Below are 15641 nucleotides of genomic sequence, written 5' to 3' on the forward strand. Positions count from 1 at the left end.
GCTCTATTTCTGTTTGCTTGGGTATCTCCATCCTCTCTGTGGATTAGAGCCATAGCTGTAGCGGGTATAGGTACCGGAACTACTGAATAAGAGCCACGAAAGTCTTAGCTTTTTTAGGTTTCGCTACTTTAAGATCAGTAAGGTTAAATGTATAAAAGCTTAAGGATACATATTTCGAAAATGCTAAGCATCAAAAGTAAGAGGTTGTTTTTGCTTTCTGGTATTGCAGGAGCACTCTTTCTAACATTAGTTCTATGGAGGCTACCGCAATGGACTGTCCCTCCAGGAGTAACAGATCCGAAGGAACGAGCTGAGTTATTGAATGCTAATCGAGAGAATGTACTCAAGGTAATTCAGACAATTAGCGGGTTAGGATTTATAGCGACAGCTTATCTGACTTGGCGTAACTTTCAAATCGCTGAAGACAAAAACGCAACGGATCGGTTTAGCAAATCCGTGGAGATGTTATCCAATGAAAAAATTGAAATCAGGCTAGGCGGTATCTATTCACTAGAACGTATTGCTAAAGACCTAAAAGAAGACGCGCCGGTTGTCATGGAGGTGCTTACAGCTTTTATACGTAATAAAACAAGACTATCAAAAGAGTCAAGGCAATCATTTATTGATAGTTTCTCACCCCGAGAAATGCCTTCAGATGCTAGAAGTGAACATATCAAGCTAGAACAAGATATCCAGAGTGCACTCTCCGTCATTGGCCGTTGCAATAAGCATGATGATCAGCCAAGTTATAATGTCCCCCCCCTGGATTTAAGTGAATCAAATCTCAGCGGAATACACCTAGATAAGGCCTACCTAAAAAGAGTGCGTTTAGATGGAACACGTCTTGAGGGTGCACATCTAAGAGGCACTAATCTCAGTGAATCTCGCTTATGGGGAGCAAACTTGAAAGGAGCAGATCTAAAAGGAGCTATTCTTTGTGGAGCACGATTAGGAGGAGCTATCCTAAAAGGAGCGTGTTTAGAAGACACAAATCTTCAAAATGCTCACCTAGATGGTGCAGATCTTGAAGGAGCGTTCTTAGACAAAGCTAATCTTCAGGAAACTAGCTTTGTTGGAGCTAAAGGCATGACCGTAGAACAATTCACCAACACAAAACTGTGTAGGACTGTTTTGCCAGAAAATATAAGCTTAGATTCTGATAGAGACTGCTAGTTATACTCACCTAGGCCTTTAGCTCCTCTGCAAGTATTACAAGAGAAATTATTTAGGAGCAGCAATCGCTTTAGAGGGGCGTCCTCCTTTTTTCCCGTTTTCTCTTGCAGCGGTGGCTTTTTTAGAAGATTTAGACTGCCCTCCCTTCTGTGCTAAAGCTTGCATCCATTTTTTTGTTCCATAGATGCCATTCATTAAGTCAGGAATACTCAAATCGGCGTCTAAAGACTCCCAATGCAGACCAAGGCCAGATGGTGTTATTTCTACTTTAGATAACTGTTCAGGACTAGCATTTTCTAAACCCTGGGCTAAGTCTGGCGGAAATGCAAACTCAGTTTTGTCATTGAAGGCAATAACAACCTTTTCTTTTATCGGATCAAAATGGACTAACACAGCACGAGGATGAGTATTTGAGAAAGCCTGACCATTAGCTCGGGCTCGGGCAAGTTGCTCTGGAGTACACACGGAATGCTCCACTGAATTTGCAACGATATCTTCACGTTTTATGGAAATTGCACTAGCCATGTATATCTTCCCAGGCTTTCAATAACTGCTTTCTACACTTGTTCACAAGAATACAAGCTTTGGCTGCATCTTTGTCTTTCATGCCCCAATTTATGAGAGGTGATACATCCCCTTGTATCTGGACTTTCAGCTCTCCCCCTGACTTAAAGACGTGCACATGAGCAGGCTCATGATCGTTAGGGTTAACCCTAATCTCAAAGCCGTCCTCTCTCCAAATTGTAGGCATCTGTCCACCAGTGATTACAGATTAACCCAAGCGCTTGGGTTTGTCAAGCTACTAACCCCTATCTATATGTACAAGGTCCACACAGCTCTAACCTAGTCAAAAACAGACCTGTGTGACAATTCACCCACCGAATATTCATTAGTCCCCCCTACCCCGACGGTGTCTAAGCTTGCTGATGGAGAGAGACTTTTTCATCTGGGCCAGCCGCTTTGCCCATGACGAGAGTGCCCCGCTGTTTGCGGCAATGGACTTCCCCAGGGATAAGGCCTTGTTCGTCATCATGCTCTACTGCGGGCTGCGAGTAAGTGAGGCGATCGCCCTGCGGCCCAGTGACATTAAAGGGTCGGGGCTGGTGTTACCGGCGAAGGCGACCAAGGGCAAGCTGGCCAGGTCGTCGGCTGACTGGCTGCTAGACCAGGCGCTGGCCTATGCAGGGTTGGAGGGACGGGGGATTAGCACCCACAGCTTCAGGCGAACGGCCCTGACCAACTTGAGTAATGTGGGGGTGCCCCTGCGAGTGATTCAAGAGATTAGCGGTCACCGGAGCTTGGCCAGCTTGCAGCGGTATCTGGAGGTGAGCCCTGAGCAGAAGAAGAGGGCGATCGCGGCACTGGGATATTGAGAAACAGGCCCAACACTTCTTGCAGCTCGCCTCAAACAGGTCAATAACTTCGGCTTTTATCGATCTTCGTCAATCTCTGGTAGGCCAGCAAACGAGAAAAGAGATCAGCCTTCGGTGACTGGTCACATCTCTGGTGAAGTCTTGAAACCATTTCATGGCAAGGCTTCTACTACTTGATCCGTTTGGGGTGATTATGGACAGGATTTCAGTATTGCAATTTATTAGTATTGCAAGTAATATAGGTACAAGCGCTCTAAAAGCGCTTTCTTGTCCACTACCTAGTAAAAAGGAATCAATTTATGACCCATGCAATCAAGTGCTCAACATTCCCCAGATCCTTCGAACGGTAGGGTCTGGGGATTCTTGCAAAGTAGACCGAACAACACACCAATCCTTTCTGAGTGACGAACTGCTATGGAAAACCTCCTAATACCAGTGGTTAACCCTGCGCGAGCAGCCCCATCCTACAAGCCAAAAGGAGACACTAATGGAGCCAGTTCAGACGTCTTTTACGAACTTCCCCCTCAGTCAGAGTTGCTTATCCTCTGGGCAATCCGAAATGGACAGCACCCAGGTGTCTACGGCCTCGACATCCAACGAGCTATCGAAGAATGCAGTGGCGGAAACATCAAAATCTCCGTCGGTACTCTCTACTCAATGCTCAAGCGATTGCGTGGAAAAGGATACATTACCTCTGTCGAAGGTAATGCTCCTGCCGGAGGCGGGAACCGCCAATACTACAGTCTTACTGACGCCGGGAATTCAGTTGTTGACTTCGCTAACGATTTCATCGCCCGACTCCAAGACTGGCAACCATAGGCCCCTGACAGAGGAAGAAGAAGAGGCTATTTTCTGTGAAGCTTTAGCTGCTTCTTTCTTAATCAAGCGAATTGCCTATCCCTTATGCCAAGTCATGGGAATGGATGAAGTCGAGCATCTTCGATGGCGAATAGTCCAGGATCGCAAGAAGATGCTCGCTGAGTATGGTTATAGCAAGCGGGAGATTCTGTTCTGGGACTTTGTAGACCTAGTCGATATTTGCCTGCGTTGGGTAAAGTCAATTGTCTTGCCAGGAGGATAAGTAGTTTCCCTACTAAAGGCAATTCGCCAGGTTTATTACAATCTACCCTCGCGTTGGGTGGCGATGCAGCTATCTGTTATCGCCACTCTAGTGCGCCGTAGTCTGGACAATGTATTGACCGATTGTGCTGGGACAATTCCTCGTAACCCACATTACCAAGCACCCACAGCTTTAGACACAACTCTGCAACCAACCTCAGCAGGCAGGCCTACAGCCTGGCCAAGATTGCGCGTTTGTTAGTCTATAGCCCAGCCTTGATGACGGCGCGGTATGTGGAGTAGCTTTCTAAGCTTGACAGCTTAAGTTCACTTACTTGCCAAGTAATTTTTTTATTTCTGCAAGGAGATAGGTTGTGTGACGCACTCCATCAAAGCTGGCCCCAAGAATTTTCTGACAATGTGGGCAGGCAAAAGCTGCTGCGTCCCACGATTCACCAGATGACGTTTTAGCTTGCATACCTGTAACATTCAGGCTTTGCAATGGTCGGGAGCAATGAGGACAACTTGCGCTCATATGTGTCTTTCCTTACTATATGAATGAACCGAAAAATTGATAGGGGTTACCAAGTACTGGTTAATGTTATTGTTGACCCCTTTTTTGCTGTTATGGTGACCCATCATAGCGGATCGTTCTTAAATTTAGCGTCTCTAATTTCCGCAGATGAGTCCTTAGAGATGCAAGCAATATAACCGTGCTATCGCTATCTCATGACGGTATGAACAAAGATTCCCCCTCCCCCGGTAGCGCTGCACCGAGTGGGGTTTTGTCTTAGGTACTCTTTTACAGGTTGCATGGGTGCTGGTATGGATGCGATCGACGCTTTTACAACGGCCAGCGAGAGCTACGGCGATTGGGAAAACGTAGCAGTGGCTGTGCTGGCGATAGGGTTGCCCATGGGAGGGCTCATTTGAGCGCTGCTGGGGATGCCAGGTAGGCCACAGGATTAAGGACAGCGGTAGCCCTACGTCTTTAACCCCTCATCTAGAGGCTCATAGCTGTCGAGTACGTCTTGACCCTCGACTAGGGTGTATTGCCCCTTGAACAACGTCTCCATAACAAAGTGAAGATCCATAGGGGTAGCCTCATCCTCGATAGGATGCCCAAACATGCCGTAGGCCCGGGAGGTCATCGTCTGGTAAAAGAACACAGCGTCTTCCTCACCCTCGTACTCAATTGCCGCCGACTCATCCGGGTCTGTTGCTGCCAGCGTTATAACAACGTTACGACGTGGGAATTCATATCTCATAGCAAGGCCCAACTACCCTCCAGTGCTGGGGGGAGAATCGACCTCTCCTTCGGCTACCAGTAGGAGCATATACCTCCTGGCTTCTTGAGGCATTACCTCCAACAGCTTTTGCAGGGTGTCTATCCTTACGTTAAAGCCGTTTTTGAATTGACTTACCCGTTGTATAGATAAGTCTGTTTTACGCGCCAAATCGCCTGCCTTGAGATCGAAGCGTTTCAAGGTTTTATTGAATGCGTCGTAAAAATCCATCGGGTAGGAGTATGGTCTACGGCTTTAGTGTAACGACGCCGATCGGGCGGGGGGAGGTGGTAAGGATATAGGGTAGCCTAATTGGCCTCCATAGATAAATGTAAGCATTTGGAGGTTTGAGCTCTTCATGAGCGGAATTATGCCGTGGGAACTCTCCCTCCGAAATTAAGCCCTTGGAGGCTAAAGATGAAATTCCCTTATTTTCTAACGGTGGTGATTACGGTAGTGGTAGGGATCTGCGTCTATAAAGGGATCCCATTCTCTTTCGTAATAGAGGGATCTATGCAAGAGATTAGTGGTCGAATCAGGCTCGAAACCAGGGCTGTTGAACCTTTTGTCCCCCGCTGAGACTAGGTTAGCAGGGCTAGAGGTGCGATCGCTCACTGTATCTGCTCAAGTAGGCCCCAAAGTAGCGAAGCTGCTATTTCGGCCCATTTAGTTCACTTGTATTGACTGGGTAGCTGCCCATCTGGCAACCCTTCAACGAAAGAATGCGAGTTTCAGCCTCTTAAAACAACGAAAACAGGCCATGTACTACTCAGTTTTCAATGAAAGTCAGTCCATTATGAGTCCAGGGATGTACTACCTAGATCCCTTGTCATACAAGGGGCTGAGCGGTAATTGGGCCGAAATAGCAGCTTCGCCAGTTTAAGGCCTTAGAGCCGCTCTCTGTACTAATGTAGTAGCAACTAAAGTTTAGCGAATGTCTGATTCCTTATCACCTGCGGATAGGCTGTCATTGATCTTAGGGGGTAGCGTTACCCTCGACATGATTTATATTCCAGCGGGCCGCTTTTGGATGGGCTCTACTCCGACTGAGAAGGATCGAAGCAGCGATGAAGGCCCCCAGCATAAAGTTCACGTGCCTGCGTTCTACATGAGCCAGTGCCCGGTCACCCAAGCACAATGGCTCGTCGTGTCGTTACTTGACGATGTGGAGAGAGACTTTAAGCCCACACCTTCTAGCTTCAAAGGCGATAACCTCCCCGTCGAGAGCGTGACCTGGTATGAGGCGGTTGAATTCTGTGCTCGGCTATCGAAACACACCGGGTATGAATATCGCCTTCCCAGTGAGGCTGAATGGGAGTACGCCTGCCGGGCTGGAACGATGACACCCTATTCCTTTGGCGATACCATCTCCAAAGCCCAGGTGAATCACAACGAACACTATAAGCAGACCACGCCAGTCGGGAAATTTCCGCCTAACGCTTGGGGCCTGTATGACATGCACGGCAATGTCTAGGAATGGTGTCAAGATCATTGGCATGACAGCTACGACGGTGCCCCCCCTGACGGCAGCGCCTGGATAGAAGGCGGATCTCCAGGTCACCGGGTTCTGCGCGGCGGCTCTTGGGACTTCTTTCCGTGGCTTTGCCGCTCGGCTTTCCGCGACTACGACTTCATCGAGCCCGAAAACCGTCTCCACTACGTCGGTTTTCGGGTGGTGTGTTCGGCCCCCAGGGCTCTTCAGCGGCCCACTGGCTAGCCCTTGCCCTTATTGGCCTTAGACTAGCGAAGCTGCGATTTGGGGCAACTTACCGATCAATCCCTCAAGCAGCAGGGAATTCAGGTAGTACACCACTTGGACTAGTCCTGAACTAATTTTCTTCAAAACTGAGTAGTACATGGCCTGTTTTCGTTGTTTTAAGAGGCTGAAACTCGCATTCTTTCGTCGAAGGGTTGCCTGTGGTGCAGCTATCCAAACAATACAAATGGGCTAAATTGCCCCAAATCGCAGCTTCGCTACTTTAGGGCCATCTACCGCGACAACTGGATGGGAGAGAAGGCATTCCAGCAGCTCCAGCAGGTCGGGTTGCCCGTAGACTGGCTCAACCGAAGCAGCAGCAGCCGTAACTTTGACCCCTCAACCCAAAGCATCAAGCTGATGACGATGCACGCGAGCAAGGGGCTAGAGTTCCCGGTGGTGTTCATCCCTGGGGTGGGCTACCTGCCGAACCGCTATAACGATGTGGCTGATGAGGCCCGGTTGCTCTATGTGGCCATGACCAGGGCGATCGAGGTGCTGGTGTTGAGCTGCGATCGCCGGTCGGCTTTTGCTGAGCGCATAGACGGAGCATTGGGGAAGGTGGGAATAGTAATTTCTACTTCCTAACTCTTCATCGTAAAAGTTCTGGCATTGCTGAACCCGTAGATAATTTGCCAGAATTTCGGACAAGCTTTCAAGAAGTTGAACTACCTCGTTACCCATCGAATCAGCAACGCTAAAGTTCTCTTCTTCTTCAGGGCATTCCTCACGCATTAGCACTAAACATCGCTTAATGCTTGCCTCAGAATCTCCCCAGCTATCGTTTCATCGCCACACTTTGAACAAGTTGCGTAAACACAGTCAGTGAGATAATTATTATCGTTTTCCTTCTCAGCATGGAGGATTTCACATAAAGTATCCGCCATATTAGTACACAAGAGCTATTTTCTGACCTTCTCAGAAACATTCTAGGAGTTAGATCCCTAATATTGATTGCTTTATCCTTTTCGCGGTTGATCATCTAGATTAAAGCGATTAAGGCTCTTCATCAAAGCTGTCGAGCTGCAATGCCCTCTTAGGTTTAATCGGCTAACGAAACTCACACAGCAGGACAGGCAAGAGCTGTGGGCATGCTGGATGAGGACGCCAAAGCCAGGTTTGAGAACCTCAGACAGAGGTATAACGGGCCTATGAGATATCACTAAAACAGCTTAACCCCCTGGCGCTGCTGCCGGATACCAATGTAGATCAGCAAGCCCAGCACCACTACCCACGCCAGAACCCTCCAGGTGTCATTGGCGGCCTGCTGCTGTGGTGCCTCTACTTGCCAATTTGCTGGCCAATCACCAGGACCCATACCCTTATCGCATTGTGAATGTTATTTTCTTATTGAAATTTGAGAAAGGCGGCTGAGTTGCAGTCGCATGTTATTTACTCATGAAGCGTGTTTGGCATACCTTGAGCACATCAGATGGAATGGGATTCCGACTTGCCCTTATTGCCAGGCTCAACGGTCAACACCAATACGCCATGAAAACCGCTATCACTGCAACTACTGCTATACTTCTTTCAGCGTTACAGTCAATACGGTATTTCACGGCTCTCACATAAAGCTAGACAAGTGGTTCAAAGCAGTGTTTCTCGTAATGACCATAGACAAGAACATATCTATTCGTCGATTAGCCAGAGAAATATCTGTTACAAATACTTCTGCTTCTAAAATAAAGAATCATATTAACCAGGCTATTGAAGAAGATCTTGATTTACTGCAAAAGCTTGCAATCTTTTACTTAGAAAATAACAGGAGTCCTAATCAATGAATCGAGTCAAACAAGCTTCTACAATTGGGGGAGCTATATTGATAGTTGTCCCTCTTATTGGCGATAAAATCATGGACATGCTTGTCGCTGTTTTTAACGAGGGCGAGCTAACTCTAGGAAAGTTCGGATTGCTTTTAGGCTCATTATTCCTAGTCGGCCTAATGGTATGGGTGGTTCAAAGCGGAATTCTTAAGCTCTTTTCAGATCTGATACGGAAATTTAGGAGGACAGATGAAGTAGAGGATACAAGAGGAAAGCTCAAGATCGCCAGGAAGACTATTAAGCAAGGACTTGAATACTTGAAAGTCCAGCAATCTAAATTCGATACTAATGTTTCTTCTGCATCTCAAAAAGTCATTGAATTGAATGCAATGGATAGAAGTTTTACTCAACGCAAGCGGCAAGCAGCAGGCGTTGTTATGTCGCTGAAGAAGGATTATCGAGACAATCTAATAGCTCTAGAAAAGGCTATTGAGCAGCTTTACAAAAACATTAACGACGCAGAGAATATTCTTGAGGAAGCAGACGAATGGTCTAGAAAAGCAGCAAAGCGTTATTACAAAGGGCCTAATTAGGATAGAGAAAACTATGCTGCTGCACTTCCTACAGCAATTATTTTTAGCTCATTGATAACAGACCATAAGTACACTTTCTCACTATCAGACTGCGAGTTTCTGTACTTGTCTTTAAAAGCTTCTAGATACCAACTAATATTATTAAAGCTCGAAAGTCTTGTCGGGTCTGCTTTAATTGGTTCAATTGCATATGTGTAAAGTACGTCAGAGTCACCTATGACAATACAGTGAGCAATCATTTCAGCAATGAGCCTTAACTCTTCAGCAAAGCTTTCTTCAGTTTCGGGTCTATGTTCCTCGAAAGGCTCTGTCTTTCTGTAAAAGTCTTGCACAAGGCTTTTATAGTTTTTCTGGCTACTCACAATCTTTCTCCTTTCTTGCTCCAACAACCGGAGCAGCCCTTCCACGTAATCATTTGACATGCCTTAATCCTCCAGAGGAATTCCTGGATGGCATGCTATTCCTTCCCGAGAAGGGCCGCCCTACCGCAAACTGTTACAGTACACATATACTGCCAATGGCTAGAGTAGTGCATATGAACTAAATCCGCAACAGGGTGACGTTTGTTGCAAGAAACCGTAACTGGGCCCAGTTGGGCCAAAAGTGTTAGCTAGGCGAGCCTTTTCACAAAGATCTGCCTAGCTAACAGTTCAGGGGCAAATAGACCTACTAAGAGAGAAGGCATTCCAACAGCTTCAGCAGGCCGGGTTGCCCGTGGACTGGCTCAACCAGCGCAGCAGCACCCGTAACTTTGACCCCTCGACCCAAAGCATCAAGCTGATGACGATGCACGCCAGCAAGGGGCTAGAGTTCCCGGTGGTGGGCTACCTGCCGAACCGCTATACCGAGGTGCCTGATGAGGCCAGATTGCTCTATGTAGCCATGACCAGAGCGATCGAGGTGCTTGTGTTGAGCTGCGATCGCAGGTTGGTGTTTGCTGAGTGCCTAAAGACTACTTTGAAGAAAGTATAATAGTGGATCGAAACAGACACCGAAAGGATTATTTTTGTTCAAAAAAATAATCATCTGGACTCATTACCTCTTGGGTATGAATTACTTTAACAACCCTTCCTTGAATAATGAGCTCTTCCTGTTCTCCCCCTGGTATGTAAATCGTTTCGTAATTTTCGCTTGAGTTAGCAGAGAACAAAGCGACTAGTCTCTCATTAATTCTGTGAAATATTTTTACAACCAAGCTATTGTTTACCGAAGCTACAATAATTTCACCATTTTTGATATCCAAAGAATTTCCTTCATACATTTTTACCACTAGTGAATCACCATCAGAAATTCCAGCATCAATCATAGAATCTCCGGAAACATCTAGAAAATAGTAGTTATTGGGATCTATTCCAAATACCTGCTCCAATTCAATCCTGTCAAAGCTATTTTCAGGCAGATGTGAATATTCAAGAGCTGTCTTATTCGGGGTTGCCGCTACGGGGATAAAATATTTTTTGTACTGCCTTACTACAGAAATATTAGATAGCTTAAGTTTTACCCAATCCCCAAATGCATTAATCTCTTTACTGGTTTTCTTGTTTCTCAATCTTTTATATTCTTCTGTCAGTCTTTTTAATTCATCCCCGAAGCTTTGTGGGACTAACTCTAAGTATGCAGCCTCCCCAAATTCTTCTTCATATTTTTCTTCTTCATATTTTTCTTTTTTTATTAAAACATCCATTTCCGAAAGCATGTAATCCCAGCATTTTATTCCTTGAATATCTTCATATTTTTTATATTTTTTTAGCTCTCTTATATGACTTTTATAGGCCTCGAAGATGGGTTCTACTTTAACCCAAAAGCTCTCGGGAATCCTTCTGGCCAAAGAGTTCTCTCCATATTTTCCTCCTACAGTCTTTTTATTGCCTGAATTAGGTCTAGAACCACCTTTTTTCGCCGATTTTTTATCATTAATATCTATCATTTTTCCATACATTTGATTTTTGCTAATTAATCAAACATACAAAATTAGTCAATTAAATAGCAAGAGTACGCATGTGCTTCAAAGCAATCTCATAATAGAGCTAAACATCTATTTCCATTCGAAGCTGTCTACATATAGTGCTTTAAAATCCATACCCAAACCTGAAAGGCACTATATAAAGCATTCGCTCATTGTAAGAATTTATCTTTTATTCTCTATGAATTGATTAAAGGAGCTAAACAATCCCTTTCTTATTTTTCTTTTTCAGCCCAGCGTTGAGCAACATAGCAGGAAAAAATGAGATTTTTTCTAATACACACATACCATGCAGTCCCCTCAAGCAAACGGCCTCACTAGTCAAAAACAAAATGCCAAGCTCAGCCTATCTCTACGTATCAGACGATCTAATTGATAATTGTACGTTTTTCAATTATTGAAAAACGTACAATTATCAATTAGATCGTTGCTTGCCAGCATGGCTGTCTATAGTTCACATGTACTCATTCGTGCTCGTTTATGTTATCGTTTATTCAGTGCATCTGTACTAGTTTTGTTCAGCCCTCCCTACCACTTGTTCCGAGCGGGCTGGATTTACTCACTAGAGACAAGAGGACAGCAGAATGGACGATATCTTGGCCCATATTGTTAAGACCTTCGTGGCATGGTTGATGTTGAGGATGCTTGATAAGCTAGCTCCCCTAATTGAGAGGACGAAAGTTGCCTTTGTGTACAAGCTTTGGCTTGTACTCTGCAAGAGGGGGATTAAATAGATAAGAGAGGACCTAAATTCCATTAAAAAAAGAGAGGAGTGTAACTAATACACTCCTCTCTTTTTTCACATCCTGTGCCTTCGCCTACCACAGCAGGCACAGAACATAGACCTCACTAGAGTCCCAAGGATTTGGCTAAATGCCTTTCGAGACTAGTACTAGTGTACATGATTTTTGTACAAATACCAATGTGCTTAGAGCCTTACAGTCTTTTCCTAATCTAAATCGGCACCTTGCCCATGGTTCGTCTAAAGCTCTGATTTGCAGTGATCCTGAAATCTACAACTGCGAGATCGCATCCACCTTCTCCTCCTCCGACACATCGAGGTATCGCTGAAGCGCCGCCATCGACGACCACCCGCCCAGGTCTTGGATCGCTTTCAGCCGCACCCCCGCCTTATCCAACCGAGTTGCCCAGGTGCGCCGATTGCTGTGGGTGCTGTAGCCGCGCAATCCTAGGAGATCGCACGCCTTCCGCAACGCCAAATCACAGGCCTGCCGCGTAATCGGTTGTTCGCCACTCCGTCCTGGAAACAAATAGCCCCGGTTCGGCAAACCAGCTTCCTCCAGCACCGCCTTCAGCTTGGGATGAATCGGCACCGCTCGCGTGCGCTTCGTCTTCGTCGTCGCCTTGCGCAGCACCAGCGTCTCCCCCACCACATCCTCCGCCCGCAGCTGCCGCGCCTCGCTCACCCGGCAGCCGGTGTAGTAGCAGATCGAAAAGAGCGATCGCATTGTCGGGCTCAACTCCCCCATCACCTGCTCGAACTGATCCGCCGACCAAATGTCCGCCTGGTCGTGGCGATTTTGCTTCGGCATGGAGTCACCTCAAAATTGGATTCAAACTACCCTTACAAACCCTGACTTGCTCTTTTTGATATTTCAGCAAGTTTAGTTTATCGGAACAGTAAGGGTTTCAGCGATTTAGGGCGGAAAGAGACAAAAACAGTGGGGCTTGTTGGGAATGGACTCCTGTTGTTGAGAATAAAGAACCGCTAGAATTTTGGATCCAAAGGGTCGATTAGATAATACTAGTCTCCACGCGTAGGATGAGATGCCTCTGTCGGTCACTCTCTGTTAAGGAGTTGAGTGAGTAATCGTACAGAAAGTTACGCTAAGGCTGCCGCCCGAGCACGCCGGGGTCATGGTGTAGGGGGCTGCTGGGGCGATTAATGGCGGGGGATGACGTCATCAGGCCAAGACACAAAAAATAGACTAGCGATGCCTGATAGGGCTACGCTCAAAAAATTACACTCCTACCACGCTTCAGCCCTCGGTACTGATCCAAGGGCTTTTTTGTAGGCCCCAAAGTAGCAAAGCTGCGATTTTGACCCATTTAGTTCACTTGTATTGGCTGGCTAGCGGCGCGAGCAGGCAACTACTCAACCAACAAGCCTTCAGCAGTTTGAAGCCATTGAGCACTCGGCTTGATCGATAGTCACCTCAGCTACCTCCCAACAGTGTCATTCTGCTTATTCAAAGTCGATTTTCAAGAAACAGGCTGGTTGCAGGCGGTCTAACGGCTGCAACCAGCGGTTGCCAAAACCTTGGCATCTCATCCAAGCTGCTTCGGTCAATCCGCTGCACCACAATTGTTAGATTTCAATCTCTCAGTCCATTGCTTGTCAATATGGGAAACAAACTCTTTTGCTTCCTTGATAAGCTCAGTGATAGTCTCTACAGAGATGTCGTGTTCGCCTCCATCCTTTTTCTTGCCATTCCGATGCACCAAATCATGACGAACAAGAACAGCTTTAAAGAGGATTCCCATGTTAGTTGGAAATTCTATATCTAACGTATCCTTAAAAATAGGTTTCACTTTACTCAAGTGATGCCAAACAACATCCGTTAGATAAGAGCGTGCTTTCTTTTCAATTTCTTCAACTGCCTTGAAAACCTCACTCACTGAAATCTTTTCAGATTTAAACTCTGGGGTCGTCTCAACGAATCTACGGAGCAAAGACTTATCATTACCGACAGCAGAAATGAAAAAGTCTGAAAGGTAAGTTTCAAGTATGGTAATCACATTGACATATAGTAATCTCAATAGGTACTTCTTTTTGAGATCAATAGTGTCTGGAGTCAGTAGATGCTCAACGTTATTGATTGCTTCATTAAACGATTCATAATGCTCTGTCGTTTGTGCAATCGACTCGAAAAAATAGTCATCGATATCATCGTATTCAGGATGTCGAGTCCATTCCCAGGAAATATCACGTAGTTCTCTAACCAGTTCCTCAATGACCTCGTCTGGAATAAGTCCACCAAACTCATCTTGAATCTCTTCTTCAGGATCGTATGGTCCTCCCCATATGTAGATGTAACCTCCTTCGGCAGATTCGTAAGGTGTACTTTCCACCGGATCTTCATAGTTTGAATAGAACCAAGTACGCATTACTTCCAGTTGAATATTGTGGTTGGAGCGCCGTAGTTCTGTTGCCGTTACTGATCCTTCACTATTTGGCAACGGGTAACGTCTTGGCTTACGTCTACTCATAGAATTCAATAGATAAATGTAAATCTAACGTTCCTGGTTAGCGGTTGCTGAGATCTTTGCACCACCACAAGAGGTTTGGGCAAATCCGCTGCACCAGGGTTGTTTATGCAGCAATTAAAACCGTATTAAATTACACCCCCTTAGACAAAATTAGACGGAATACGTCTAAGAAAGCCCTCATATCTAACTTCAGGCTGCCCTACAAACTCTCCATCAGGTTCTTGATTGTAAAATAAGAGCATTACTCCAAACTCTTCGTTCCCAAATTTCCTTTGCAAATCTCTCCAGTGTTCAGATAAATAACGAGCACTACCATACGTAGCACTAGAACCAAGACCTGAACAAATAAATACAGTAGTTTTACAATCTATATCGTAAATCCGCTGAATAAAAGCAGGTTCTACACGGCTACTACGACCTGGAACTACAGGTGAATCCTCAAAATCTTTACGACGAATACCTATGATACGGTTTTCCAGTTTGTCTTTTGCGTGATAAAAATACCAAGGATAGGAATCAGAATGCTTTTCGAAATATTCTCCTAGATAATAATGTGCCAAACTATTGTAGACACCAGTTCCTAGTACTATTAGGTTATCATCGAACACTGAATCTCTATTGCTAAGCTTAGGGGGACTTAGTTTGACTGGCACATCAAGTGTTCTTAGTTCAATACTTTCTTGACCTAGCCATTCTTGCAAACTTCTTGGAAGTAGTGCTAATGGTTTGGCTCTCAACTCACGTTGAATTGTTAGTGCACCGTCATATTCTAGCTTCGTAATTGCAGCCCCTCTGTAGCCTTCCTTAACAGGCTCAATTCCCGTCGTTCCTCCTGGCTTTATATTTAATGTCGAAACATATATACAAATTGTTGGCTTTACATTATCAATACCAAAAAAGCGTAAAGCATATTTTCTGTTTCTTAAATAAAGATACACATAGATAATATAGCTTAATGCAGCGATTATTAGGGTAAAAAATAGTGTTGCTGTTAATTCAGCTGCTACATTGAGCAGAAAATCTCTCATACAATAACAAGTCCTTGATAATTAGAGTTATTTGTCTAAACAAGCCATCTTCCATTTTCCCAAAAATTGAAGCAGCTCCTCAGGTGGTTTTATCCATAAATCAGCATTCGTTGGACGTAGATGCTCGCGAACCAAAACACTTAATCCTTTATCTTTCAAGAACTTAAAAGCATCTTCATCAGTATTATCATCTCCAAGATAAGCAATCATAGGCGTCTCCCTTGAATCTAAATTAGAGATGATTGATTCTACTGCTGTCCCTTTGTCTTTACCAGTTACACGCAACTCAAGTCCTCCATCAAAATCATGGAGTTCGAGATTCTCTATGCTTTCTAGGTTCTCCCATACTCGTCTTACTTGGCTTTGTATAAAGTTGATAGTTTCAGTATCTTTTCCTCGCCAATGAATAGCTAAGC

18 protein-coding genes and 1 pseudogene are annotated in these 15641 nt (G+C 45.3%); 8 read left to right on the forward strand and 11 right to left on the reverse strand.

Annotation, left to right across the window (positions count from 1 at the left end):
- The first annotated feature begins 147 nt into the window (after positions 1–147).
- Positions 148–1173 carry a pentapeptide repeat-containing protein gene (locus H6G07_RS25495; RefSeq protein WP_073611175.1) on the forward strand — a complete coding sequence of 342 codons (1026 nt, stop codon included), beginning with the start codon at positions 148–150 and terminating at the stop codon, positions 1171–1173.
- Between the two features lie 48 nt (positions 1174–1221).
- On the opposite strand, the gene H6G07_RS25500 is transcribed toward H6G07_RS25495, so the two are convergent.
- Together H6G07_RS25500 and H6G07_RS27220 are read right to left on the reverse strand one after the other, a co-directional pair.
- On the reverse strand, positions 1222–1698 hold the full coding sequence (locus tag H6G07_RS25500; protein ID WP_084173701.1) for a DUF2442 domain-containing protein: 477 nt from the start codon (positions 1696–1698) through the stop codon (positions 1222–1224).
- The gene (locus tag H6G07_RS27220) at positions 1691–1924 is read right to left on the reverse strand and encodes a DUF4160 domain-containing protein (protein ID WP_073611176.1); all 234 of its coding nucleotides are present in this window, start codon (positions 1922–1924) and stop codon (positions 1691–1693) included. The genes H6G07_RS25500 and H6G07_RS27220 overlap by 8 nt, the downstream gene beginning before the upstream one ends.
- 175 nt (positions 1925–2099) lie before the next feature.
- Between H6G07_RS27220 and H6G07_RS25510 the strand changes: the two genes are divergently transcribed.
- Positions 2100–2546: a tyrosine-type recombinase/integrase gene (locus tag H6G07_RS25510; protein WP_073611177.1), complete on the forward strand. Its 447-nt coding sequence runs from the start codon at positions 2100–2102 to the stop codon at positions 2544–2546.
- 414 nt (positions 2547–2960) lie between these two features.
- A complete protein-coding gene (locus H6G07_RS27225; protein WP_084173703.1) occupies positions 2961–3365 on the forward strand; it encodes a PadR family transcriptional regulator in 405 nt (134 codons plus the stop codon).
- 1223 nt (positions 3366–4588) lie between these two features.
- Here the strand turns inward: H6G07_RS27225 and H6G07_RS25520 are convergent.
- Both H6G07_RS25520 and H6G07_RS25525 read right to left on the reverse strand, forming a co-directional pair.
- Positions 4589–4873, reverse strand: coding sequence for a hypothetical protein (locus H6G07_RS25520; protein ID WP_073611178.1), 285 nt, complete (start codon positions 4871–4873; stop codon positions 4589–4591).
- Positions 4874–4885: 12 nt separating this feature from the next.
- On the reverse strand, positions 4886–5122 hold the full coding sequence (locus tag H6G07_RS25525; protein WP_073611179.1) for a helix-turn-helix domain-containing protein: 237 nt from the start codon (positions 5120–5122) through the stop codon (positions 4886–4888).
- Between the two features lie 769 nt (positions 5123–5891).
- Here H6G07_RS25525 and H6G07_RS25530 point away from each other — a divergent pair.
- Together H6G07_RS25530 and H6G07_RS25535 are read left to right on the forward strand one after the other, a co-directional pair.
- Positions 5892–6608 (forward strand): annotated as a pseudogene (locus H6G07_RS25530) (formylglycine-generating enzyme family protein).
- 288 nt (positions 6609–6896) lie between these two features.
- Positions 6897–7235, forward strand: a complete 339-nt coding sequence (locus H6G07_RS25535) for a 3'-5' exonuclease (RefSeq protein WP_084173689.1) — start codon at positions 6897–6899, stop codon at positions 7233–7235.
- Between the two features lie 574 nt (positions 7236–7809).
- On the opposite strand, the gene H6G07_RS25540 is transcribed toward H6G07_RS25535, so the two are convergent.
- The gene (locus tag H6G07_RS25540; RefSeq protein ID WP_171973114.1) at positions 7810–7965 is read right to left on the reverse strand and encodes a hypothetical protein; all 156 of its coding nucleotides are present in this window, start codon (positions 7963–7965) and stop codon (positions 7810–7812) included.
- Positions 7966–8032: 67 nt separating this feature from the next.
- Between H6G07_RS25540 and H6G07_RS27230 the strand changes: the two genes are divergently transcribed.
- On the forward strand, positions 8033–8428 hold the full coding sequence (locus H6G07_RS27230) for a transposase (protein ID WP_073611145.1): 396 nt from the start codon (positions 8033–8035) through the stop codon (positions 8426–8428).
- Positions 8425–9003 carry a hypothetical protein gene (locus H6G07_RS25550; protein ID WP_073611146.1) on the forward strand — a complete coding sequence of 193 codons (579 nt, stop codon included), beginning with the start codon at positions 8425–8427 and terminating at the stop codon, positions 9001–9003. Before H6G07_RS27230 ends, H6G07_RS25550 begins: the two co-directional genes overlap by 4 nt.
- An 11-nt stretch (positions 9004–9014) precedes the next feature.
- Here H6G07_RS25550 and H6G07_RS25555 read toward each other — a convergent pair whose 3' ends face one another.
- A complete protein-coding gene (locus tag H6G07_RS25555) occupies positions 9015–9425 on the reverse strand; it encodes a hypothetical protein (protein WP_073611147.1) in 411 nt (136 codons plus the stop codon).
- 292 nt (positions 9426–9717) lie between these two features.
- Between H6G07_RS25555 and H6G07_RS26140 the strand changes: the two genes are divergently transcribed.
- On the forward strand, positions 9718–9975 hold the full coding sequence (locus H6G07_RS26140) for a 3'-5' exonuclease (RefSeq protein ID WP_073611148.1): 258 nt from the start codon (positions 9718–9720) through the stop codon (positions 9973–9975).
- Between the two features lie 28 nt (positions 9976–10003).
- Here the strand turns inward: H6G07_RS26140 and H6G07_RS25565 are convergent, their stop codons facing one another.
- From H6G07_RS25565 to H6G07_RS25585, 5 genes are all read right to left on the reverse strand, one after another.
- Positions 10004–10942, reverse strand: coding sequence for a LexA family protein (locus tag H6G07_RS25565; protein ID WP_073611149.1), 939 nt, complete (start codon positions 10940–10942; stop codon positions 10004–10006).
- A 1037-nt stretch (positions 10943–11979) separates the two neighbouring features.
- Positions 11980–12519, reverse strand: a complete 540-nt coding sequence (locus H6G07_RS25570) for a tyrosine-type recombinase/integrase (RefSeq protein ID WP_073611150.1) — start codon at positions 12517–12519, stop codon at positions 11980–11982.
- Positions 12520–13273: 754 nt separating this feature from the next.
- Positions 13274–14197: a HEPN domain-containing protein gene (locus H6G07_RS25575; RefSeq protein WP_139297217.1), complete on the reverse strand. Its 924-nt coding sequence runs from the start codon at positions 14195–14197 to the stop codon at positions 13274–13276.
- A gap of 140 nt (positions 14198–14337) precedes the next feature.
- Positions 14338–15225, reverse strand: a complete 888-nt coding sequence (locus H6G07_RS25580) for a hypothetical protein (RefSeq protein WP_139297218.1) — start codon at positions 15223–15225, stop codon at positions 14338–14340.
- Positions 15226–15252: 27 nt separating this feature from the next.
- Positions 15253–15641 (reverse strand): trehalose-phosphatase (locus tag H6G07_RS25585; protein WP_199312451.1); only part of this gene is annotated, 389 nt, incomplete at its 5' end.

It is taken from the genome of Phormidium tenue FACHB-1052 (assembly GCF_014696675.1).
Taxonomy (GTDB): Bacteria; Cyanobacteriota; Cyanobacteriia; order Phormidesmidales; family Phormidesmidaceae; genus Nodosilinea; species Nodosilinea tenuis_A.